This window comes from Citrobacter sp. SX206 (assembly GCF_024181025.1).
Classification (GTDB): domain Bacteria; phylum Pseudomonadota; class Gammaproteobacteria; order Enterobacterales; family Enterobacteriaceae; genus Citrobacter; species Citrobacter youngae.
Window position 1 is genome coordinate 1380778 of sequence record NZ_CP049738.1, and the last position, 21565, is coordinate 1402342.

Annotated in this window: 19 protein-coding genes and 1 tRNA gene; 12 read left to right on the plus strand and 8 right to left on the minus strand. The window is 50.7% G+C overall.

Annotation, left to right across the window (positions count from 1 at the left end; genetic code table 11):
• The first annotated feature begins 87 nt into the window (after nt 1-87).
• Entirely contained in the window at nt 88-1326 is a 1239-nt protein-coding gene (gene alaC, locus G8S19_RS06690; protein WP_061068244.1) for an alanine transaminase, read from the plus strand.
• Between the two features lie 65 nt (nt 1327-1391).
• Here the strand turns inward: alaC and ypdK are convergent, their stop codons facing one another.
• Nucleotides 1392-1463, minus strand: a complete 72-nt coding sequence (gene ypdK / locus G8S19_RS06695) for a membrane protein YpdK (protein ID WP_010723117.1) — start codon at nt 1461-1463, stop codon at nt 1392-1394.
• 344 nt (nt 1464-1807) lie between these two features.
• On the opposite strand from ypdK, the gene G8S19_RS06700 reads away from it, so the two are divergent.
• Nucleotides 1808-2425, plus strand: a complete 618-nt coding sequence (locus G8S19_RS06700; protein ID WP_061068243.1) for a lysozyme inhibitor LprI family protein — start codon at nt 1808-1810, stop codon at nt 2423-2425.
• A gap of 41 nt (nt 2426-2466) precedes the next feature.
• Here G8S19_RS06700 and lpxP read toward each other — a convergent pair whose 3' ends face one another.
• Nucleotides 2467-3387: a kdo(2)-lipid IV(A) palmitoleoyltransferase gene (gene lpxP, locus G8S19_RS06705; protein WP_124021364.1), complete on the minus strand. Its 921-nt coding sequence runs from the start codon at nt 3385-3387 to the stop codon at nt 2467-2469.
• Between the two features lie 440 nt (nt 3388-3827).
• On the opposite strand from lpxP, the gene G8S19_RS06710 reads away from it, so the two are divergent.
• Complete coding sequence (locus G8S19_RS06710; RefSeq protein ID WP_048211012.1) at nt 3828-4070, plus strand: YfdY family protein; 243 nt, start codon at nt 3828-3830, stop codon at nt 4068-4070.
• 115 nt (nt 4071-4185) lie between these two features.
• Here the strand turns inward: G8S19_RS06710 and pgtP are convergent, their stop codons facing one another.
• Nucleotides 4186-5577 carry a phosphoglycerate transporter PgtP gene (pgtP, locus tag G8S19_RS06715; protein WP_040231431.1) on the minus strand — a complete coding sequence of 464 codons (1392 nt, stop codon included), beginning with the start codon at nt 5575-5577 and terminating at the stop codon, nt 4186-4188.
• 415 nt (nt 5578-5992) lie between these two features.
• Here pgtP and pgtC point away from each other — a divergent pair, with 415 nt between their 5' ends.
• Genes pgtC through pgtA form a run of 3 tightly spaced genes read left to right on the plus strand, consistent with a single transcriptional unit; the run spans nt 5993 to nt 10435 of the window.
• Nucleotides 5993-7192 (plus strand): phosphoglycerate transport regulator PgtC, encoded by a 1200-nt coding sequence (gene pgtC, locus G8S19_RS06720; protein ID WP_105242214.1) that lies wholly within the window; start codon nt 5993-5995, stop codon nt 7190-7192.
• Complete coding sequence (pgtB, locus tag G8S19_RS06725) at nt 7189-9198, plus strand: two-component system sensor histidine kinase PgtB (RefSeq protein ID WP_101742343.1); 2010 nt, start codon at nt 7189-7191, stop codon at nt 9196-9198. The genes pgtC and pgtB overlap by 4 nt, the downstream gene beginning before the upstream one ends.
• Nucleotides 9188-10435 carry a two-component system response regulator PgtA gene (gene pgtA / locus G8S19_RS06730; protein WP_061068241.1) on the plus strand — a complete coding sequence of 416 codons (1248 nt, stop codon included), beginning with the start codon at nt 9188-9190 and terminating at the stop codon, nt 10433-10435. The genes pgtB and pgtA overlap by 11 nt, the downstream gene beginning before the upstream one ends.
• Nucleotides 10436-10535: 100 nt before the next feature.
• Here the strand turns inward: pgtA and G8S19_RS06735 are convergent, their stop codons facing one another.
• The 3 genes from G8S19_RS06735 to G8S19_RS06745 all read right to left on the minus strand — a co-directional run bounded on the left by G8S19_RS06735 (nt 10536) and on the right by G8S19_RS06745 (nt 12373).
• Nucleotides 10536-11075, minus strand: a complete 540-nt coding sequence (locus G8S19_RS06735; protein WP_061068240.1) for a DUF2058 domain-containing protein — start codon at nt 11073-11075, stop codon at nt 10536-10538.
• A 206-nt stretch (nt 11076-11281) separates the two neighbouring features.
• Nucleotides 11282-11356, minus strand: a tRNA-Arg gene (locus G8S19_RS06740).
• Between the two features lie 75 nt (nt 11357-11431).
• On the minus strand, nt 11432-12373 hold the full coding sequence (locus G8S19_RS06745) for a formate/nitrite transporter family protein (RefSeq protein ID WP_061068239.1): 942 nt from the start codon (nt 12371-12373) through the stop codon (nt 11432-11434).
• 286 nt (nt 12374-12659) lie between these two features.
• Between G8S19_RS06745 and mlaA the strand changes: the two genes are divergently transcribed.
• The gene (mlaA, locus tag G8S19_RS06750; protein WP_124022178.1) at nt 12660-13415 is read left to right on the plus strand and encodes a phospholipid-binding lipoprotein MlaA; all 756 of its coding nucleotides are present in this window, start codon (nt 12660-12662) and stop codon (nt 13413-13415) included.
• A gap of 60 nt (nt 13416-13475) precedes the next feature.
• On the opposite strand, the gene fadL is transcribed toward mlaA, so the two are convergent.
• The gene (fadL, locus tag G8S19_RS06755; RefSeq protein WP_061068238.1) at nt 13476-14807 is read right to left on the minus strand and encodes a long-chain fatty acid transporter FadL; all 1332 of its coding nucleotides are present in this window, start codon (nt 14805-14807) and stop codon (nt 13476-13478) included.
• A gap of 371 nt (nt 14808-15178) precedes the next feature.
• Here fadL and G8S19_RS06760 point away from each other — a divergent pair, with 371 nt between their 5' ends.
• The 4 genes from G8S19_RS06760 (at nt 15179) to sixA (ending at nt 19791) form a co-directional block, all read left to right on the plus strand.
• Nucleotides 15179-15463: a YfcZ/YiiS family protein gene (locus tag G8S19_RS06760; RefSeq protein WP_005129756.1), complete on the plus strand. Its 285-nt coding sequence runs from the start codon at nt 15179-15181 to the stop codon at nt 15461-15463.
• A gap of 176 nt (nt 15464-15639) precedes the next feature.
• A complete protein-coding gene (fadI, locus tag G8S19_RS06765; protein WP_124022179.1) occupies nt 15640-16950 on the plus strand; it encodes an acetyl-CoA C-acyltransferase FadI in 1311 nt (436 codons plus the stop codon).
• A complete protein-coding gene (gene fadJ / locus G8S19_RS06770; RefSeq protein ID WP_253686362.1) occupies nt 16950-19097 on the plus strand; it encodes a fatty acid oxidation complex subunit alpha FadJ in 2148 nt (715 codons plus the stop codon). The genes fadI and fadJ overlap by 1 nt, the downstream gene beginning before the upstream one ends.
• 208 nt (nt 19098-19305) lie before the next feature.
• Nucleotides 19306-19791, plus strand: a complete 486-nt coding sequence (sixA, locus tag G8S19_RS06775; RefSeq protein ID WP_101742328.1) for a phosphohistidine phosphatase SixA — start codon at nt 19306-19308, stop codon at nt 19789-19791.
• Nucleotides 19792-19884: 93 nt separating this feature from the next.
• Here the strand turns inward: sixA and smrB are convergent, their stop codons facing one another.
• Nucleotides 19885-20436: an endonuclease SmrB gene (smrB, locus tag G8S19_RS06780; protein ID WP_048211042.1), complete on the minus strand. Its 552-nt coding sequence runs from the start codon at nt 20434-20436 to the stop codon at nt 19885-19887.
• Nucleotides 20437-20602: 166 nt separating this feature from the next.
• Here smrB and prmB point away from each other — a divergent pair, with 166 nt between their 5' ends.
• The gene (gene prmB / locus G8S19_RS06785; protein ID WP_003028173.1) at nt 20603-21535 is read left to right on the plus strand and encodes a 50S ribosomal protein L3 N(5)-glutamine methyltransferase; all 933 of its coding nucleotides are present in this window, start codon (nt 20603-20605) and stop codon (nt 21533-21535) included.
• Nucleotides 21536-21565: the final 30 nt, after the last annotated feature.

Genomic DNA, 21565 nt, shown 5'->3' on the forward strand with positions numbered 1-21565 from the left:
AAATTAATCAGGCTATTTTCTAAACGTGCCACCATCGTGGCAGCGTCGCTCGGACGGTCCGGGCGCTAACGTACATCTGAGGATATTATGGCTGATTCCCGCCCTGAACGTCGTTTTACGCGTATTGATCGTCTTCCCCCTTACGTTTTTAACATTACCGCTGAACTGAAGATGGCTGCGCGTCGGCGCGGCGAAGATATTATCGATTTCAGCATGGGGAACCCGGATGGGGCCACGCCTCCTCATATTGTCGAAAAATTGTGTACCGTGGCGCAGCGCCCGGATACCCACGGTTATTCAACATCGCGCGGTATTCCTCGTTTACGTCGGGCGATTTCTCGCTGGTATCAGGAACGCTATGACGTCGAGATCGATCCTGAATCCGAAGCTATTGTAACAATTGGCTCCAAAGAGGGGCTGGCTCACCTGATGTTGGCTACATTGGATCACGGCGACACGGTTCTGGTGCCTAATCCCAGTTACCCCATCCATATTTATGGTGCCGTTATCGCCGGAGCACAGGTGCGTTCCGTGCCGCTGGTGGAAGGGGTCGACTTCTTTAATGAACTGGAGCGCGCGATTCGCGAAAGCTACCCGAAACCGAAGATGATGATCTTAGGCTTCCCGTCCAACCCGACGGCGCAGTGTGTCGAGCTGGAGTTTTTCGAAAAGGTCGTCGCACTGGCTAAACGCTACGACGTGCTGGTGGTTCATGACCTGGCCTATGCCGATATTGTCTACGACGGCTGGAAAGCGCCATCGATTATGCAGGTTCCGGGGGCCCGTGATGTTGCCGTTGAATTTTTCACCTTGTCGAAAAGCTATAACATGGCGGGGTGGCGCATTGGCTTTATGGTTGGCAATAAAACGCTGGTAAACGCACTGGCGCGCATTAAGAGCTATCACGATTACGGAACGTTTACACCGCTGCAGGTAGCCGCTATTGCCGCGCTGGAAGGCGATCAGCAGTGCGTACGGGATATCGCTGAGCAATATAAGCGTCGTCGCGATGTGCTGGTCAAAGGGCTGCATGAAGCGGGCTGGATGGTTGAAATGCCAAAAGCGTCGATGTACGTGTGGGCGAAAATTCCAGAGCAATACGCCGCAATGGGGTCGCTTGAATTTGCCAAAAAATTGCTGAATGAGGCGAAGGTTTGTGTTTCGCCGGGGATTGGCTTTGGGGACTATGGTGATACACACGTGCGCTTTGCGTTGATTGAAAACCGTGACCGTACCCGCCAGGCAATTCGCGGCATCAAAGCAATGTTTCGCGCGGATGGTTTGCTGCCTGCCAGTGCGAAATCGACCACGGAAAGTACCGACTGATAACACGATTCCCCAAACGCAAACAGGAGCCAAATGGCTCCTGTTTTTTTGCTGCGTCTTTTTATTTAGATCATCAGGGCGAAAGTACCGGCCCAAACGATGACCATAAAAGAAATGCCCATAAAGAAATATTTCACTTTTCATCTCTCCGCGTACCTGGGGTACGTCTCAATGAACATATGCTTACCTGACAGAGAGCTGATGCGAGCATAAACGAAAGGGAGAATACCCCGCGCTTACTTGGCTGCATCACCTCAGAATTCTGAGCTTTAATGCTCCAGACGGCGCTAATGTACGCCTAAAAATGAGGTGAAACAAGAGGCATTTTTTTATTTAATTTTAGTAACTTACAAGTGTCGTGATTCGGCGACAGTTTAATTTCTGACGGTAATAAATTGCTATTGAGCGACGTGACTGTTACTCAGAGAATTCTCATATCACCTTGAGGTTAATGCGGTTAATTTTTTCGCGGAATTTGATAATGAAAAGGTTAAAAATGACCAGATTAATGATGTTAGCACTTGTTCTTGCGCCATTGACGTCAATGGCGGCTGCACCGCAAGCGTTCAATTTCAGCTGCGCAAGTATTGGTGGTGTGAATAGTGATGGTAAAGGCAATGTATGGATTAATGGCGCAAAAGCGACCATTAAAAGCTTCAATGAAAATTACTGGGAGGCGAAGAGCGGTAAAAATACCGTCTCAATTTCCAGAAAAGATGACGGAAACCCGGAAGTATCCTGGGCTGGCCCAAACCGCAAGCATGGGATTTGTCAGCCTGAGGATAATGTTGATTATTCTCCAGCGAAAAAATCGGCCAACGCCGGTCCGTCTTACTCTTGCTCTGCGGTTCAAAAGGGAAGTGCGGAAGATATTATTTGCCAGAGCCCGTCGCTTTCTGCAATGGACATGAAATTGAACGGGATTTTTAAACAGGCACTGGCTAAATCGAAGAATGACCCGATGCTTAAAGCGGAACAGCGCGGGTGGATCAAAGGACGCAACGAGTGCTGGAAGGAGAAGGATGATGAGCCAGCCTGCATTGCCCGAAGCTATAATGAGCGAATGACTGAACTCCAGAACAAGTGGGGCGTTAAGTAATTTAGCCGTAGAAAAGAAGAAAGGCCTTGCGGCCTTTCTTTTTAGATATACAACGAGGCTTCACCCATCGGGCGCGTTTTGAAGCGACGGTGGATCCAGAGATACTGCTCGGGGGCGCGCATGATCTCTTTTTCGATAATTTTGTTCATATAGGCCGCGGCCAGGTTTTCATCTTCCGGGTAACCTTCCATTTCTGGCGTGATAAACAGACGGTAGCCGGAGTTATCAGATTTTCTCACCATGGTGACGGTCAGCATTTTCGCCCCCGACAAACGTGACAGCACGTAGGTACCGTTGGTTGTCGCAACATCTTTGACGGCGAAGAATGGCGCAAATGAACTGCCTTTACGGCCATAATCCTGATCGGGCGCAAACCATACGGCTTCCCCTTTTTTCAGTGCGCCGACAATGCCGCGCAGATTATTTCTGCCGATCATGGCTTTGTTCGAGCGCATACGGCCGCGGGTTTGTATCCACTCCATTAATTTGTTGTTGTGCGGGCGGTAGGTTGCCATCATTGGCTGGCAAAGCCCCATCACGCGGCCCCCCAGTTCCAGCGACATAAAATGCACGCCTACTACCATTACGCCACGGTTATGCGCCTGAGCGCGTTGCAGGTTGTCCAGACCTTCAACATCAAACCATTTACGCACCCGGCGATCTGGCCAGAACCAGGCCATACCGGTTTCAAGCAGTGCCATGCCGAGTGAGCGGAAGTTTTCGTCGACCAGTTTGTTCCTTTCTTCTTGCGACAGATTCGGGAAACAGAGTTCGAGATTTTTATGGGCAATGGATTCCCGGCGCTTTAAAAATGGGCGCGCCAGCGTACCTGTACGGGTGCCCAGAAAACATAAAACAGGATAAGGGAGTTGCACCAGTAACCAGAGCACACCGACACCGAACCATGTGAGCCAGTAGCGCGGATGCAAAAACGCGCGCGAAAATTTACATTGGGGGAACATAAGCACCTGTTGTTGGTACGAAAATAATGTATCGCGAAGATTCTTTGTCTACAGCGTTACTCTCTGTCACTGAACAGTTAGGTCACTATGAGCGACAATGGTTCCTGTAAAGAGTGTAAAACTGAGTCAGGACAAACCACGAGGGGTATGAATGATCGGACGCACAATGTACACCCGAAGATTAATGTCATCCAGAAATAATTCCTCAAGTTTCGTAAATGTTTTTTGGTCGATAAAAAGCAAGAATAGACTTATAGATAATATGTTGTTTTTATGACGATTAAATAAAGGTCAATGGAGAATGCCCGGTTCAGAAAATGAACAGTTATTGTAGCGAAAATGTTGCTCGAATTGCGAACGGATAGGAATTGTCTTAGACTATAAACTCAAGGATGTGTAAGGACTTACGTCGATTTTTACGGCAGACAGGAGGTAACGCTATGTTCTATTTTTGGACTTTCCTCGCATTGAGCATTCTGTGCGTTAGTTGCTATATTTGGCAGGTAATGGGCGCTGCCGCGTCAATTAGTTCTTTTTTCGGCATGGCTATCCTTACGGCATTAATTTATTTCTTTACCATACGGTTGACTGACGGAAACGAAATGGTAACGGGACTGTTTCTTTTTCTTGCCCCGACATGCGGATTGATCATTCGCTTTATGGTGGGGGACAATAAGCATTAAATCGCAGGTTCATAACTGAAAACGCAATTGTGTACCACATTGACTGATTTTCTGGCTTCCATTTGAGCAAACTAAAGTGCCAGCATCGCTGGCACTTTTTTCTCTCTAAAGCCGATTACCTGGCATCAGCAAGCTGCAACTCCGTGTCCTGTTGTTGGGCATTTTTTCGTTGTTGTTCGAGTTCCAGCGCCCCGCGGTGAGACAGATAGCAGAACAGAATGCAGCAGACAATCCCGCCCATCAACAGATAGAAACCGCCATGCCATCCCATTTTATCGACCATGACACCAAACAGACTGGTTCCCAGCGATGCACCAAAAATGTAGCTCATAAAACCGCGTAATCCGACCGCCGAACCGACAGCAAAGCTGGGGACGATTTCCATGGTCTGAACAGACGCAAGGAACTGGGGCACATAGATCAGGCACCCGACGATGGCGGCAAAAATAGTGACCATCAGCAGGGATTCACTTTTCCAGTAACCGATCAGGCAGACGAAGATCAGCGCCATACAAATCATGGCCAACGGCATGCGACGACCTTTAAACAGTTTATCGGTCAGCCAGCCCGCCAGCAGTGTGGATGGAATTGCGGCCCATTCGAAAAACAGGAACGCCACACTCATTTGTTCTTTCGAGAAATGTTTTTCAGTTAACAGATAAATCGGTAACCAACTGATCATGCCAAAACGCACCATATAGACAAAAACATCTACCAATGAAACATACCAGGCATTTTTGTTACGCAGCACGTAGGTGCAAAAAATTTGAAAGGCGCTCATGTTTTCCGGTGCCTGGGTTACGTGCCGGGCATTTAACACGACTTTTTCTTCCGGCATCATCTGTTCCAGAGCAGGCAAGCCTTCTTCGCGCGGTGAGCCTTTGCCCAACATCAGAACAATAAAAGCAAACAGCACCGCGACACAGGCTGGGACAATATAGCTGGCGCTTTGCCAGTGTTCGCTGCCGAGAATGGCAAAAGCGGCGCCAACAATGGGGGCTACAATACCGCCACCGACGTTGTGTGAGATATTCCAGAATGCGCCAACGCGTCCGCGCTCTTTGCGTGGGAACCAGTTGGCGATGGTAATAAACGAGGGACCGACGCCCATCCCCTGGAACAGTCCGTTGAAGACGACCAGTGCGGCAAAAATCCAGAATCCGGTGCTGAACCCTAAGCCAACGTTGACAATGGCGCACAGGATCAGGCCGCAAGCCATAAAGACTTTCGGGCTGGCTTTGTCTGCCAGGCTACTCATGATGCCTTTACTGATCCCATAGGCAATTAGCATACAACTGCTGAGTAAACCAATCTGTGTTGCGCTGAGATCCAGATGTTCTTTCAGGTACGGGGTAGAGAGGGTGAAGTTATTGCGTACAATATAATACGCAAGATAGCCAAGAAATACGCTAAGTAACGCCTGAATGCGGTATCGACCATAAGTCTCCTGAATTTTCTCTTCCGGGACTTTATTTGCCGATGGCCCTGTCTTAAATATTGATAACATATCATCACCTAAATTTATATTGATGTGAATATCAGGATTTTTCGCAGTGAAGAGTGAAATAGATGGCTAAGAAATTCAAATTGAAGAAATGTGTCACTATTGACTCAATTTGCTGAAAGTGGGACTGATTTTGACCTTTTTGAATTGTGGTGAGGCCAGAGCTATTATTCTTAATGCATTTTTATCATCAGCATGTGCGGGTATTAACAAATTCAAACGACATTTTCAGGTATTCTTTATCTCTGTTATCGCATTCCGTCTGGTTATTTTGATAGCAGTTTTATCTTTTCCATGTGTCGTGATAAACGGGTAAATTTTGTCTCAATATTATTTTTCGAAGATGTTGGTATTTATGAGCAGGATCACAAACAGACTTTTCTGTCGGGGTAGTTTGTTGGCGCTCTCACTGTGTTTTATGTCGCTGTCGGCGACCTGTCTGGCACAGGGGAAGGAGCTGGTGATGGCGACGACGTTTTCCCCGGGGGCAACGGCCTGGATTATTCAGCGCTGGCAAACGGAGCCGGGGTCAGTGATGATCCGCACGCTAAACCGGACCAGTTCTTCTCTCGAACAACTGCTCGATACCGCGAATGCGGAGAACGTTGACCTGATTTTGACCTCTTCGCCGATGCTACTGCAGCATCTTCAGGAGCATCAGAAACTTGCTCCTTTTGATAATGCATTGCCGGAAAGCCAGCGTCTGGTGCCAGAGTCAATACGGTCGACGTCTGTAGCCGTGGCTCTCTCGGGATTTGGTCTGCTGATTAATCGTTCAGCACTGACGGCGCGACATCTGCCACCACCGACGGACTGGGGTGATTTAACGCATCCTAAATATCAAAATGCCCTGCTGATGAGTAGCCCATCGCGCTCCGATACCAATCACCTGATGGTTGAATCACTGCTGCAACAAAAAGGGTGGCAAGAAGGTTGGGCGACATTGCTGGCCAGTGCCGGGAACCTGGTGACCATCTCATCACGCAGCTTTGGTGTTGCGGACAAAATTAAGAGCGGATTGGGCGTTGCGGGACCGGTTATTGATAACTATGCCAATCTGCTGCTCAATGACCCCAATCTGACTTTTACTTACTTCCCACACTCGGCGGTCTCGCCGACCTACGTAGCCGTGCTGAAAAACAGCCCGCGTGCCAATGAAGCACAACGTTTTATCCGCTATTTATTGAGCCCGGAAGGGCAGCGGATCCTTGCAGATGCGAATACCGGTAAATATCCGGTAACGTCGCTGGCAGCAGATAACCCGCGTGCAGCCCAACAGGCCATTTTGATGAAACAGCCACCGCTTAATTACCGTCTGATCCTGAAGCGTCAACAACTGGTCCAGAGGATGTTTGATACGGCCATCAGTTTCCGCCTCGCGCAGCTTAAGGATGCCTGGCGAGCGCTGTACAGTGCGGAAGCTCGTCTGAAACACCCGTTACCCGAAATCAGAGCGCTGTTAACCCAGGTCCCAATCGACGCCAGGAACAGCGAAGATGAAGCCTGGCTTGCTCAATTCGATAATAAAAGCTTTGCTGAACAGCAAATGATGGAGTGGCAACTCTGGTTTCTTAAAAACCAGCGCCTGGCGATATCAAAACTGGAAGAACTACAATGAAAGGCGGTTCGCTATGGCAACGTCTTCGTCAGCTCAGCATCAGCAGCAGTTTGCGGGGGGCTTTTTTGACGGGGGCTTTACTGACGCTGAGCGTGAGCTGTGTCAGTTTGTATTCCTGGCATGAGCAAAGCTCGCAAATCCGCTATTCGCTCGATGACTATTTCCCGCGCGTACATTCCGCTTTTTTGATTGAAGGGAATCTTAACCTGGTTGTCGATCAGCTTAATGAATTCCTGCTTGCCCCCAATACGACCGTACGGCTGCAACTGCGCAATCAGATCATCGAACATCTGGACAAAATTGAACTGCTGAGCCGGGGATTGCAACCCGCGGAACAGCAACAGCTGGCGGTGATTTTGCAAGATAGCCGGGCATTGATGACCGAGCTGGACAGGGTGCTCTACAACATGTTCCTGGTACGCGAAAAAGTCAGCGAACTTTCCGCGCGAATCGACTGGTTACATGATGATTTCACGACCGAACTGAACTCTCTGGTGCAGGATTTCACCTGGCAGCAGGGAACGTTGTTGGATCAAATTGAAGCGAAAAATGGCGACGCGGCGTTGTACCTGAAACGCGCCAGGGAGGTGCAGAATGAGCAGCAACAGGTGTACACGCTGGCAAGAATTGAAAACCAGATTGTCGATGATTTACGCGACAGGTTGAATGAACTGAAGTCAGGTAGCGACGACGGCATGCTGGTCGAGAACCATATTCGCTATCTGGAAAATCTGAAGAAAACGGCGGATGAAAATATTCGTACCCTGGACGACTGGCCCAGTACTATCACGTTGCGGCAAACCATCGACGAATTGCTGGAAATCGGGATGATGAAAAATAAAATGCCCGATACGATGCGCGATTATGTCGCGGCGCAAAAAGCGCTGGTTGATGCCAGTCATGCCAGAGAAGCTACACTTGGTCGTTTTCGAACATTGCTTGAGGCTCAGTTGGGAAGTAGCCATCAACAAATGCAGATGTTTAACCAGCGACTGGAGCAGATTGTTCGCGTTAGCGGCGGGCTTATTTTGCTGGCGACGCTGTTGGCGCTGCTTCTTGCCTGGGGACTAAACCACTACTTTATCCGTTCACGGTTGGTGAAGCGTTTTACCGCGCTCAACCAGGCCGTGGTGCAAATTGGTCTTGGCAGAACCGATGCCTCGATCCCGGTTTATGGTCGTGATGAGCTAGGGCGCATTGCGGGGTTACTGCGCCATACGCTGGGTCAGCTCAATACGCAAAAAAGTCAGCTTGAACAGGAAGTGGCAGAGCGTAAGGAGATTGAAGCCGATCTGCGAGCGACCCAGGGCGAATTGATTCAGACGGCGAAACTGGCGGTGGTCGGACAGACCATGACCACGCTGGCCCACGAAATCAATCAACCACTGAATGCATTGTCGATGTATCTGTTTACTGCGGGCAGGGCAATTGAACAGGAGCAGTTGGCGCAGGCCAGAAGCACGTTAACCAAAGCCGAAGGACTCATTACCCGTATCGATGCCATTATCCGCTCATTGCGACAGTTTGCGCGCCGGGCCGAGCCGGGGGCACCGCTGCATCCGGTCGATTTACGGCAAACCTTCAGCGCGGCCTGGGAGTTATTGTCTATGCGGCATAAACCGCAGCAGGGTACGCTTTCGCTGCCGGTTGAGCGCGTGTGGGTTATGGGCGATGAGGTGAGAATTCAGCAAGTTCTGGTAAACATACTGGCAAATGCGCTGGATGCCTGTCCGGTTGCCGCGAAGATTGACGTTCACTGGCAGGTCGAGGGCCGCACGGTGTGTGTATTTGTCAGCGATAATGGCCCCGGCTGGCCTGGTGCGCTGCTACCGTCGCTATTAAAACCGTTTACCACCAGTAAGGATGTTGGTCTCGGTATTGGGCTATCAATTTGTGTCTCGTTAATGACGCAGATGAACGGCGAGCTACGCCTGGCATCGACACTGGGGCGCAATGCCTGCGTGGTACTGCAATTCAACCTGACGGATGTAGAAGATGTTGAGTGATGAATATTCTGTTCTGCTGATTGATGATGATGCCGATGTCCTTGATGCTTACACCTTGTTGCTTGAGCAGGCAGGCTATCGGGTATGCGCGTGCAATAACCCCTACGATGCCCGAAATTGGCTACAGGCTGACTGGCCCGGTATCGTCCTGAGTGACGTGTGTATGCCCGGCTGTAACGGTATCGAACTGATGGCTCTTTTTCATCAGGATGATAACCAACTGCCGATCCTGCTGATTACCGGACATGGTGATGTGCCGATGGCGGTGGATGCGGTGAAAAAAGGGGCATGGGATTTTCTGCAAAAACCGGTCGATCCCGGTAAGCTGCTGTTGCTGGTTGCACAGGCGTTGCAGCAGCGAAAATCTGTGATTGCCCGTCGTCATTACTGCCAGCAAAAGCTGCAGGTTGAACTGGTTGGCTACAGCGACTGGATAAATCAGTACCGTCAACGGCTGCAGCAACTGGCAGAAACGGATCTTGCCGTCTGGTTTTATGGGGAACCCGGGACGGGACGTATGACGGGAGCCCGTTATTTGCATCAGTTGGGGCGTAGCGCCCAGGGGCCGTTTATCCGCGCAGAACTCACCGCCGGGAACACCGCTCAGCTCGGTGAGCTGATTGCTCAAGCGCAAGGTGGGACGCTGGTATTAAGCCATATAGCGTGTCTGACGCGCGAGCAGCAGCACCATTTGGTTCACCTGCAAAGTCAGGAGCGGCGCCCTTTTCGGCTAATTGGTGTTGGCACGACATCGCTGGTGGAACTGGCGGCAACAAACCAGATCGTGGCCGAACTCTATTACTGTTTCGCCATGACGCAAATCGCCTGCCAGCCTCTATCCCTGCGCCCGGACGATATTGAACCGCTATTTCGCCATTACCTGCAAAAAGCCTGTCTGCGTCTGAACCACCCCATTCCGGAGGTCGACGGGGAATTGCTAAAAGGGATGCGACGTCGTGTGTGGTTAAGTAATGTGCGAGAGCTGGCAAACGCCGCAGAGCTTTTTGCCGTTGGGTTGCTGCCATTGGCGGAAACCGCTAATCCGCAGTTGCATATGCCGGAACCGACACCGTTGGATCGCCGGGTTGAAGAGTATGAGCGGCAAATCATTACCGAAGCGCTAAATATTCATCAAGGGCGTATTAATGAAGTAGCAGAATATCTGCAAATCCCGCGCAAAAAACTGTATTTGCGGATGAGAAAATACGGGCTAAGTAAAGAGCATTATAAGTTCTAGAGAGAAGATGTGCGGTTATGATAAGGGCAATTGAATGAACATCTGAGTCGTCACCTCATTATTAGAAAAAATGCCGGACTCATTATCCGGCATTTTTCACTTACCACATTAAATCGTCAGGTACGACGAAGTCAGCATACGGATCGTCTTCGTCTTTCGCTTCCTGACTCAGCTCGCAATTTAAGACGATGTAGCTGTCGTCGCGCTGCGCAATTTTATCGGCAACTACGGCCGGGATAATAGCATATTCGCTGTCACGCTCGCTTTCAGCAGTCAGCCGGGCAATAGCCAGACGTCCTTTAATCAATTGCGCCTGTGTCACCTTATCCACGTAGATTTTTTTAATCAGATTATTATCGGTGAAGTTATACCCAATATCACCTTTGGAAATGGTGATTTTGTTCATTTCAATAAGCTGCTTAATCTGCGCTTTGTATTCTTTCGATAGCGTCGCTTGTTTCTGTTGATCGCTTAACTGCTTATCCCGTTCAATTTGTGCTTTTTTATTCTCTTCAACCGCTTCTCTGGCTTCACGGGCCTGAACGCGTGATTTTTTCGCCGTTCTCTGCACTTTCGCCATTTTTTTGCTGGAAACTAAGCCAGCTTTCAGCATCTGTTCTTGTAGGGTGAGTTTTGTCATTTTTGCATCTGATCCAATAAAATCGTTGTCAGGATTATAACCTTAACGTCCAACGGGATGCCAGAATACGGGGTTTGCCAAACCGGTCTGGCTCCTGTCTGGCATCGCGAAATGCTCAGGCGCTAAACGGCGGAGGAGAAACTGTGTGGAGCTATGGCAAGTACCGTGATGGTGAAATAAAACAGAGCGTTGCGTTCTAGATGTGATGGTGTCCCCTGCAGGAATCGAACCTGCAACTAGCCCTTAGGAGGGGCTCGTTATATCCATTTAACTAAGGGGACGAAGCGGCATGAGTATAGCGTTTTTTACTCTCAACGGTAAGTCTCAGGCTGCCTGACTGCTCAAACAGTCGCCATTCAGGTCTGTTTTTTCTGGTTTTTCTGCGGTTGTGCTTCCCGCTTTGCTTGCAACCTGGCTTCTTCCTTGCGTTTATTGCTCATATCGTTGCGGATCTGCGCGTGGCTCATCAGCGCGAAGATAAACGTCCCGCCACAGATATTCCCGGCCAGTGTCGGTAAGGCAAAAGGCCAGAAAAAGTCGCCCCAGTGCAGTGTGCCAGTAAAGACCAGATAGAGAATTTCAACGGAACCCACGACGATATGTGTGGTATCGCCTAAGGCAATCAGCCAGGTCATCAGGACAATGACGACAATCTTTGCGGCTCCGGCGGCGGGAAACATCCAGACCATCGTGGCAATCAACCAGCCGGAGATAATGGCATTGGCAAACATCTCCGTCGGGCTATTTTTCATTACATCCATGCCTATTTTGACGAAGGCGTCGCGGGTCGCCTCATCAAAAATCGGCATGTATTCAAACGCCCATGCCGCAACCCCGGTGCCCAGAATATTACCCAGTAGTACTACGCTCCACAGACGCATCAACAAACCAAAATTGCCGAGGGTAGGGTTTTGCATAACGGGTAAGACGGCGGTGACGGTATTTTCCGTAAAGAGCTGTTGGCGGGCCATAATCACAATAATAAAGCCGAAGGTATAACCGAGATTCTCCAGCAAAAATCCGCCGGGAACCCCCTCCAGTTGTACGTGAAAAATTCCCTTTGCCAACAACGATGCTCCCATTGACAGTCCGGCTGCGATGGCTGACCACAATAGCGCCATCGCGTCGCGTTCCATCTCTTTTTCTCCGTCCTGGCGGATATGCTCGTGGATCGCCATTGCACGTGAGGGGAGCCTGTCCTCATTGAGCTCTATCTTTTTTCCGCTCCGCTTTTCTTCGCTTTCCACCTGGAGCTCGTCGCTGTGGCGATCAATCTTCTCTTTTTCGATGTCATTCATACCAGGATCCTGAATAAGCACGTATTGCTAAAGCGTAGCGGTTTTTATTTGAAGGCTGGTGGATAAAGTCTGAAATCGCAAAAATGGTAACGCATGTTTTTATTGGCTTCGTTAAAATGAACCATCACTGTGTCTGTATTACCAGGCTATGATCAAATCAGTAAGTTAGGGCATATAGACATCGATTGACGTGCTGTTACAATCGCTCACATCTAATCAGGCGGATACATCATCGTTCCGTCATGGATGGCAATCAGCGATAGCCATAATACACAGGGAGACACTTATGAAGCTTCGCCTGTCGGCGCTTGCGCTGGGAACCACACTTTTGGTGGGGTGTGCGAGCTCCGGTACTGAACAGCAGGGGCGTTCGGACCCATTTGAAGGGTTCAACCGTACCATGTACAACTTCAACTTTAATGTGTTGGATCCATACGTTGTTCGCCCGGTGGCTGTAGCCTGGCGTGATTATGTTCCGCAGCCGGCCCGTAATGGTTTGAGCAACTTTACTGGCAACCTTGAAGAACCGGCTGTCATGGTTAACTATTTCCTGCAAGGCGACCCCTATCAGGGGATGGTGCATTTTACCCGTTTCTTCCTCAACACCTTGTTAGGTATGGGCGGGTTTATTGATGTGGCGGGGATGGCGAATCCGAAGTTGCAGCGTGTTGAACCACACCGCTTCGGCAGCACATTAGGCCATTATGATGTCGGTTACGGTCCATATGTGCAGCTTCCGTTCTACGGCAGTTTCACGCTGCGTGATGATGGCGGCGATATGGTGGATACGCTGTATCCGGTTCTCTCCTGGTTAACCTGGCCGTTGTCGATAGGTAAATGGACGGTTGAAGGAATTGAAACGCGTGCGCAACTGCTCGATTCTGACGGTCTGCTGCGTCAATCTTCAGATCCTTACATCATGGTGCGTGAAGCTTACTTCCAGCGTCATGACTTTATTGCGAATGGCGGTAAACTCAAACCAGAAGAAAACCCGAACGCAAAAGATATTCAGGATGAGTTAAAAGAGATCGATTCTGAGTAAGGAATTGAGGCAAATAAAAAGGTGAGCTAAAAAGCTCACCTTTTTTACGTCTGATGGAAATCAGAATGCGTAGTTCAGATTCATGCCGTACAGCCAGGCTTTCCCTTCTGATTCGAAGGAGTACGGGCCTTCTTCGAATTTCACTTTCTGACCGTGCATATAAGAAATGCCGACATCCAATGAAGCATCCTTATTAAACGCATAGGTTGTACCCGCACTCAGCCAGAAGCGATCCTGATCCGGAATAGAGATGGAACGGCGGTTAGCTGGAACTGGGCTATCATCGAAGGCGATACCAGTACGGAAGGTCCAGGTATCATCGTAGTAGTAGGTCGTACCCAGCGCGATGCGGTAAGAATCTTTGAAACCTTCTTCTTTATAGAACAGAGTCTGGCCGTTGTTGCCTTTCGCTTTAAGCTCCTGGAACTGACTCCAACTGGTATATGCCATGCTGTAGTGAACCGCCCACTGTGGCGCAACGCGGTTATAACCTGAGAACTCCCACATTTCTGGCAGATTCAGATCAAGTGATCCGTCGATTGTGTTGCCGTTAGTGCCAGCAGGCAGGCTGGCAAACACCGGGCGCAACTGCGCGGGAATACGGTCCATTGATGGCAGGCTGCTGCGGTAATCACCGTCGAAGTCAACTTTTACTTCCGAACGGTAGGTGAAACCGTAACGGTTATCTTTATCCACTTCATAAAGAATACCGGCGTTCCAGCCGAAGCCCCATTCGTCACCCTTCAGGCGCGCAATCTGCGTATCTGCCGGGTATTGTGCGGCCAGGGCGGGAGGAACCCTGCCACCAGAGCCTGCAACGATCTGCTGCGGCAGATCGCCTGCATAACGCTCAAGCTTCGCTTTGGCATAGACGGCGTTAAAACCGAGACCGAAGCTAAAATGATTATTCAGACGGTAGGCGCCGCTCAGGTTTAAGTTCAGCGTTTCCAGATCGGTTTTTCCGCCCATCGAGCCGGCTGCGTAATTATTGTTAAACTCCGTTGCCAGACCATAATTAGAGGTAACTGACGCCCCCCAACCAAACTGATCGTTAATCGGGGCAACAAAATGCACGTTCGGTATCCAGGCGGTTGGGGCGATATTATCCTGGCTGGCGTCATTACCAATGCGCGAACGTCCGGAAATATCGACATCCGGGTCAACGAAAATCGCACCCGCAGAGAAAGTAGGGCGATCAAACATCATGATCAGCGCGGGGTTACGACTGGCGTTACCAGCATCATCTGCAATAGCGCCTTCACCCGAATATGCCCGGCCAAGGCCAGAGGAAGAAAATTCGTTTAACTGAAAGCCTGCAGACCAGGCCTGTGTGGAGATAATTGCCACTGCGACTGCGAGAGCAGACTTTGTAAACAGGGTTTTCTGGCTCATGACCATAACCTCATAGATTTATTTTTATACAAACTATGTTACATGCCGTAACAGGAGCGCGAAGTGTAGGGTCTGAGGTACCACATAGAAATCAGACCAGTGGCGAGAGTATAGGTCTGACCAGCTGGAATGTTGCAAGTATGTTTATAAATATTTTCAATTCTGATCTAAGAAACGCGATCCAGCTGGCAAAATTGCAGGTGCGCGCACTCACCTGTTTGGGCGATTTTTGTTTTAGATCATTTTTAAGTGTGATTTCGGTCACTTATCGCATTTCGCACAATTAACGACTGGAGAGGCGAATAATGGGAGCGTAAAATGTCCCTATCGTTTATCTGGCACCTCGGGTGCGAATACAGAGGAAATCTACAATGAGTAAATGCAGTGCTGATGAAACCCCGGTTTGCTGCTGTATGGATGTTGGCACCATCATGGACAACTCCGATTGCACCGCTTCCTACAGCCGCGTGTTCGCGAATCGCGCAGAGGCAGAAGAAACGCTGGCCGCTCTGACTGAGAAGGCACGTAGCGTAGAGTCTGAACCTTGCAAAATCACCCCGACTTTCACTGAAGAGTCAGAGGGTGTGCGTCTGGATATCGATTTTGTTTTTGCCTGTGAAGCTGAAACGCTGATTTTCCAGCTGGGCCTGCGTTAATCCCTTCTGCTCATGCCCTTGCCACCCGGTGGCAAGGGCATTTTCGTAACAGTCAGTGACTATTCACTGTGTCATAGCTCTCACTTTCTTTTCTCCCCGCTTGGCTAAATGTAAAAAATTGGTTAAGACTGTGATCAGGTCAGACCACTTATTTTTATTTTTTACAGGGGAGTGTTATGAGTCAGGCTTTATCGCTGGTTACCCGCCAGGGCGACCGTATCGCCATCGTGAGCGGATTGCGTACGCCATTTGCCCGTCAGGCTACCGCGTTTCATGGCATTCCCGCCGTTGATTTGGGAAAAATGGTTGTTGGTGAATTGCTGGCCCGCAGCGAAATACCTGCTGATGTGATTGAACAGCTGGTTTTTGGCCAGGTGGTGCAAATGCCAGAAGCCCCCAACATTGCTCGGGAAATCGTTCTGGGAACCGGAATGAATGTGCATACAGATGCTTACAGCGTAAGCCGGGCTTGTGCAACCAGCTTTCAGGCCGTGGCAAATGTCGCGGAAAGCCTGATGGCCGGAACTATTCGTGCTGGGATTGCCGGTGGTGCAGACTCCTCTTCCGTTCTGCCTATTGGTGTCAGCAAAAAGCTGGCGCGAGTACTGGTGGATGTTAATAAAGCCCGCACAACCGGGCAACGTCTGAAGCTCTTTTCCCGACTACGCTTGCGAGACCTGATGCCTGTGCCACCTGCAGTGGCTGAATATTCCACTGGTTTACGCATGGGAGATACCGCCGAGCAAATGGCCAAAACCTATGGCATCACGCGTGAGCAGCAGGATGCGCTGGCGCACCGCTCTCATCAGCGCGCAGCTCAGGCCTGGTCTGAAGGAAAACTCGCAGATGAGGTGATGACGACCTACACTCCCCCCTTTAAAGATCCTTTTTCAGAAGATAACAATATTCGCGGTAACTCGACGATGGCGGATTACGCGAGGTTGCGTCCGGCATTTGACAGAAAACACGGTACCGTTACGGCGGCTAACAGCACTCCGCTGACGGATGGCGCAGCCGCCGTGATTATGATGACGGAGTCGCGTGCGCAAGAGTTAGGGCTGGTACCGCTGGGATATCTGCGTAGTTTTGCCTTTACCGCCATTGATGTCTGGCAGGACATGCTGTTGGGGCCGGCGTGGTCAACGCCGCTTGCCCTGGAGCGTGCAGGCTTAACCATGGCGGATTTAACGCTTATTGATATGCATGAAGCCTTTGCCGCACAAACGCTGGCGAACCTCCAGTTGCTGGGCAGCGAGCGTTTTGCCCGCGAAGTGCTGGGGCGCTCCCACGCCACTGGCGAAGTCGATGACAGTAAATTTAACGTGCTGGGTGGCTCAATTGCCTATGGGCACCCCTTCGCCGCCACCGGTGCACGTATGATCACCCAAACCCTCCATGAACTACGCCGCCGTGGCGGTGGGTTTGGTTTAGTCACCGCATGTGCGGCAGGTGGTCTGGGTGCGGCAATGGTTCTGGAGGCAGAATAATGGAAATGACATCGGCTTTTACGCTCAACGTGCGTCTGGATAACGTCGCCGTTGTCTCCATTGATGTGCCCGGAGAGAAAATGAACACCCTGAAAGCGGAGTTCGCTTCTCAGGTGAGGGCCATTCTGAAACAAATCCGCGATAACAAAGCATTGCGTGGTGTGGTGTTTATTTCGGCTAAACCCGATAACTTCATTGCCGGGGCGGATATCAACATGATTGGTAGCTGTCGCAGCGCGCAGGAAGCCGAAACGCTGGCCCGTCAGGGGCAGCAGATCATGGCGGAAATTAATGCATTGCCGATCCCGGTTGTTGCCGCTATTCATGGTGCCTGTTTGGGCGGTGGGCTGGAGATGGCGCTGGCGTGCCACAACCGTATTTGTACCGATGATGCTAAAACCGTACTGGGGTTGCCGGAAGTACAGTTGGGCCTGCTTCCGGGCTCCGGGGGCACCCAGCGATTGCCCCGTCTTATTGGTGTCAGTACTGCGCTGGATATGATCCTGACAGGAAAACAGCTCCGGGCAAAACAGGCGCTAAAAGTGGGGTTGGTGGATGAAGTTGTACCACAGACCATTTTGCTGGAAGCCGCGGTTGAACTGGCCAAAAAAGACAGCTCGGCACACCGGGTTCTGCCCGTACGTGAACGCGTGCTGGCGGGGCCGCTGGGACGTGCGCTGCTGTTTCGTATGGTCAGCAAAAAGACGGCGCAAAAAACGCAGGGCAACTACCCTGCGACGGACCGCATTCTTGAGGTGAACGAAACCGGTCTCGCGCAGGGCAGCAGCAGCGGCTATGAGGCGGAAGCCCGCGCGTTTGGCGAGCTGGCGATGACTTCGCAGTCTAAGGCGCTACGGAACATCTTTTTTGCCAATACCGATGTAAAAAAAGATCCCGGTAGTGAAGCGAAGCCCGGCCCGCTGAATAGCGTCGGTATTTTGGGCGGTGGCCTGATGGGCGGCGGTATTGCTTACGTCACAGCCTGTAAAGGTGGCTTGCCGGTGCGCATCAAAGATATTAATGCTAAGGGAATCAACCACGCGCTGAAGTACAGTTGGGAGCAGCTTGAAACGAAGGTTCGCCGCCGTCATATCAAAGCCAGCGAGCGTGATAAACAGCTGGCGTTGATTTCGGGAACCACCGATTATCGCGGTTTTGCGCATCGCGATCTGATTATTGAAGCGGTATTCGAAGATCTGTCGTTAAAACAACAGATGGTGGCAGAAGTTGAGCAGAATTGTGCCCCTCATACTATTTTTGCGTCAAACACCTCATCTTTACCGATTGGCGATATTGCGGCTAATGCTACCAGACCTGAACAGGTAATTGGTCTGCACTTCTTTAGCCCGGTAGAAAAAATGCCACTGGTGGAAGTGATTCCGCATGCAACAACCTCTGAGCAGACGATTGCCACAACCGTTAAGTTAGCGAAAAAGCAGGGCAAAACGCCGATTGTTGTCCAGGATAAGGCTGGCTTTTACGTTAACCGTATTTTAGCGCCTTACATCAACGAAGCGATTCGTATGCTGACCGAAGGCGAGCGCGTCGAGACGATTGATGCCGCGCTGGTTAAGTTTGGTTTTCCGGTAGGGCCAATCCAACTTTTGGATGAGGTCGGAATTGATACGGGCACTAAAATTATACCAGTGCTTGAGGCCGCCTATGGAGAACGTTTTAGCGCACCTGCAAATGTTGTTGCTTCAATTTTGAATGATGATCGCAAAGGTAGAAAAAATGGTCGGGGTTTCTATCTTTATGGCGCGAAAGGGCGTAAAAGCAAAAAACAGGTCGACCCTGCAATTTATACGCTTATTGGCGTCCAGGGTCAGGGCCAACTCACAGCCCCGCAAATTGCAGAGCGGTGTGTCATGTTAATGCTTAACGAAGCAGCACGCTGTTTTGGTGAGCAGGTCGTCCGTAGCGCACGTGATGGCGATATCGGCGCTGTATTTGGTATTGGTTTTCCGCCATTCCTCGGCGGCCCGTTCCGGTATATGGATTCTCTCGGTACGGGTGAAGTGGTTGCGGTTCTGCAACGACTGTCCACGCAATATGGTTCACGGTTTACGCCGTGTGAACAGTTATTGCAGATGGCGGAACGTGGTGAAAGATTCTGGAATATCGGGGAAACTGACCTGAATTCATGAGGTCAAAGGTAGGATGAATCCGCACCGAATGTATGGGTCGCGCTCAAAATGTAAACAGAGATTGACTATACTTACGCCGTTGAGGTAAAAAACAGCGTTTCATTCGGTGAATGGATAAGGCACAATGCCGGCCACCACATCGTTACCACGGTCAATAGGGGCGGTGAATAAAGGTGTTGGTGATCCTGGTTAACAAAAGCGGTGCAATATGCAAGTTTTTATCATGCGTCACGGCGACGCGGCCCTCGATGCCGCCAGTGATTCGGTTCGTCCTTTAACCTCTTGTGGTTGTGACGAATCTCGCCTGATGGCGAACTGGCTTAAAGGTCAAAAAGTGGATATCGAACGTGTTCTGGTGAGCCCGTTCCTACGAGCCGAACAGACGCTGGATGTGGTGGGAGAGTGTATGAACCTGCCAGCCGGTGTGGATGTTTTGCCGGAGCTGACTCCCTGCGGCGATGTCGGTCTGGTCAGCGCCTATTTACAGGCTCTGGCCAATGAAGGTATCGCCACGGCACTGGTAATTTCTCACTTACCGTTAGTGGGATATCTGGTGTCTGAGCTTTGCCCGGGTGAAACGCCGCCGATGTTTACCACATCTGCGATTGCCAGCGTAACGCTTGATGAGAGCGGAAAGGGCATTTTCAACTGGCAGATAAGCCCGTGTAATTTGAAAATGGCAAAGGCGATTTAATCGAACCCGTGCCACGTTTCATCGTCCGGATAAGGCACAGCCGCTATCCGGAAAATCAAAGAGCCGCAAATGCGGCTCTTTCTGTTTTCTGCATCAGGGAAGTTCGGGCGGCAGCCACTCTTCCACTTCAATCAGCACCAGCAGCGCGGCGTCACCACCGTACTCTTTCGGCGCCTGATGAAAGGCCATCACATGCGGATGTTGTGCCAGCCAGAGCGGCGTTTGCTGCTTAAGAATATGCTTCCCGTGGCCATGCATCACGCAGGCGCAAAACACATGCTCACGACGGCAGGCGGCGATCAGCGCGCCTAACTCCTGTTTGGCCTGCTGCTGGGTCAGCCCGTGCAGATCGAGAAACAGCTCCGGGGAGTAATCGCCACGGCGCATTTTCTTCAGTTCGAAATGGCTGACGTCGGCACGCAGGTATCTTACCGGGCCGTCCGTATTCAGTAGCGGCTGAAATTCGTCCGAGAAATAGTGGCTGGCATCCGCCTGTTCCTGCAGCAGCTTTTTAACCGGAACCTCGGTGATTTTTTTACGTGGCGGTCGGTGAACAATGGTGTCCTGTTTAATTTTACGCGTGCCGGTCATCAGCTGGCGAAACAGCGTCTGATCCTCCTCGCTGAGCGATGTTTTCTTTTTCATTCGAGCATCTCATCTTTTAATTTCCGTTAGTTTAACCCGACTCGGCGGGTATCCGATCGCTTAAAACGCAATTTTCGCGCTCAGGCTCCGCGTGAATGCTGATTTATCGCCGTCTTCGTGGCAAACTAGCCGCCGAAATTAATACGAGCATGCCCTGGAGAAATACGTGGATAAAATTTTCGTCGATGAAGCCGTGAGTGAACTGCATACCATTCAGGACATGTTGCGTTGGGCGGTCAGCCGTTTTAGCGCGGCGAATATCTGGTATGGCCATGGCACGGATAACCCATGGGACGAGGCCGTACAGCTGGTGCTGCCGTCGCTTTATTTGCCGCTGGATATCCCAGAAGATATGCGCACTGCGCGTCTGACTTCCAGCGAACGCCATCGTATTGTTGAACGCGTGATTCGCCGCGTCAACGAGCGCATTCCGGTGGCTTATCTGACTAACAAAGCCTGGTTCTGCGGGCATGAATTTTATGTCGATGAACGCGTGCTGGTTCCACGTTCACCGATCGGCGAGCTTATCAATAACCGCTTTGCGGGCCTGATTAATGAGCAGCCGCAGCATATCCTCGATATGTGTACCGGCAGCGGCTGTATTGCCATTGCCTGCGCGTATGCCTTCCCGGAAGCCGAAGTCGATGCGGTGGACATTTCCACTGATGCGCTGGCGGTGACCGAGCACAACATTGAAGAGCACGGCCTGATCCATCATGTTACGCCGATCCGCTCCGATCTGTTCCGCGATCTGCTGAAGGTTCAGTATGACCTGATTGTGACCAATCCGCCGTATGTCGATGCAGAAGATATGTCCGATCTGCCAAACGAATACCGCCATGAGCCTGAGCTGGGCCTGGCCTCCGGTAGCGATGGGCTGAAACTTACCCGCCGCATTCTGGGTAACGCCCCGGACTACCTGTCAGATAACGGTATTCTGATTTGTGAAGTCGGAAACAGCATGGTACATCTGATAGAGCAATATCCGGATGTACCGTTCACCTGGCTGGAGTTCGACAACGGCGGTGACGGCGTATTCATGCTGACCAAAGAGCAGTTAGTTGCTGCTCGTGAGCACTTCAGCATTTATAAAGACTAATTACACGCGCACATACACAACACTCATAAC

Coding starts and splice junctions, on each gene's coding strand:
- alaC (WP_061068244.1), top strand. CDS start 88: ATGGCTGATTCCCGCCCTGAACGTCGTTTTACGCGTATTGATCGTCTT.
- G8S19_RS06700 (WP_061068243.1), top strand. CDS start 1,808: ATGAAAAGGTTAAAAATGACCAGATTAATGATGTTAGCACTTGTTCTT.
- lpxP (WP_124021364.1), bottom strand. CDS start 3,387: ATGTTCCCCCAATGTAAATTTTCGCGCGCGTTTTTGCATCCGCGCTAC.
- G8S19_RS06710 (WP_048211012.1), top strand. CDS start 3,828: ATGTTCTATTTTTGGACTTTCCTCGCATTGAGCATTCTGTGCGTTAGT.
- pgtP (WP_040231431.1), bottom strand. CDS start 5,577: ATGTTATCAATATTTAAGACAGGGCCATCGGCAAATAAAGTCCCGGAA.
- pgtC (WP_105242214.1), top strand. CDS start 5,993: ATGTCGCTGTCGGCGACCTGTCTGGCACAGGGGAAGGAGCTGGTGATG.
- pgtB (WP_101742343.1), top strand. CDS start 7,189: ATGAAAGGCGGTTCGCTATGGCAACGTCTTCGTCAGCTCAGCATCAGC.
- pgtA (WP_061068241.1), top strand. CDS start 9,188: ATGTTGAGTGATGAATATTCTGTTCTGCTGATTGATGATGATGCCGAT.
- G8S19_RS06735 (WP_061068240.1), bottom strand. CDS start 11,075: ATGACAAAACTCACCCTACAAGAACAGATGCTGAAAGCTGGCTTAGTT.
- G8S19_RS06745 (WP_061068239.1), bottom strand. CDS start 12,373: ATGAATGACATCGAAAAAGAGAAGATTGATCGCCACAGCGACGAGCTC.
- mlaA (WP_124022178.1), top strand. CDS start 12,660: ATGAAGCTTCGCCTGTCGGCGCTTGCGCTGGGAACCACACTTTTGGTG.
- fadL (WP_061068238.1), bottom strand. CDS start 14,807: ATGAGCCAGAAAACCCTGTTTACAAAGTCTGCTCTCGCAGTCGCAGTG.
- G8S19_RS06760 (WP_005129756.1), top strand. CDS start 15,179: ATGAGTAAATGCAGTGCTGATGAAACCCCGGTTTGCTGCTGTATGGAT.
- fadI (WP_124022179.1), top strand. CDS start 15,640: ATGAGTCAGGCTTTATCGCTGGTTACCCGCCAGGGCGACCGTATCGCC.
- fadJ (WP_253686362.1), top strand. CDS start 16,950: ATGGAAATGACATCGGCTTTTACGCTCAACGTGCGTCTGGATAACGTC.
- sixA (WP_101742328.1), top strand. CDS start 19,306: ATGCAAGTTTTTATCATGCGTCACGGCGACGCGGCCCTCGATGCCGCC.
- smrB (WP_048211042.1), bottom strand. CDS start 20,436: ATGAAAAAGAAAACATCGCTCAGCGAGGAGGATCAGACGCTGTTTCGC.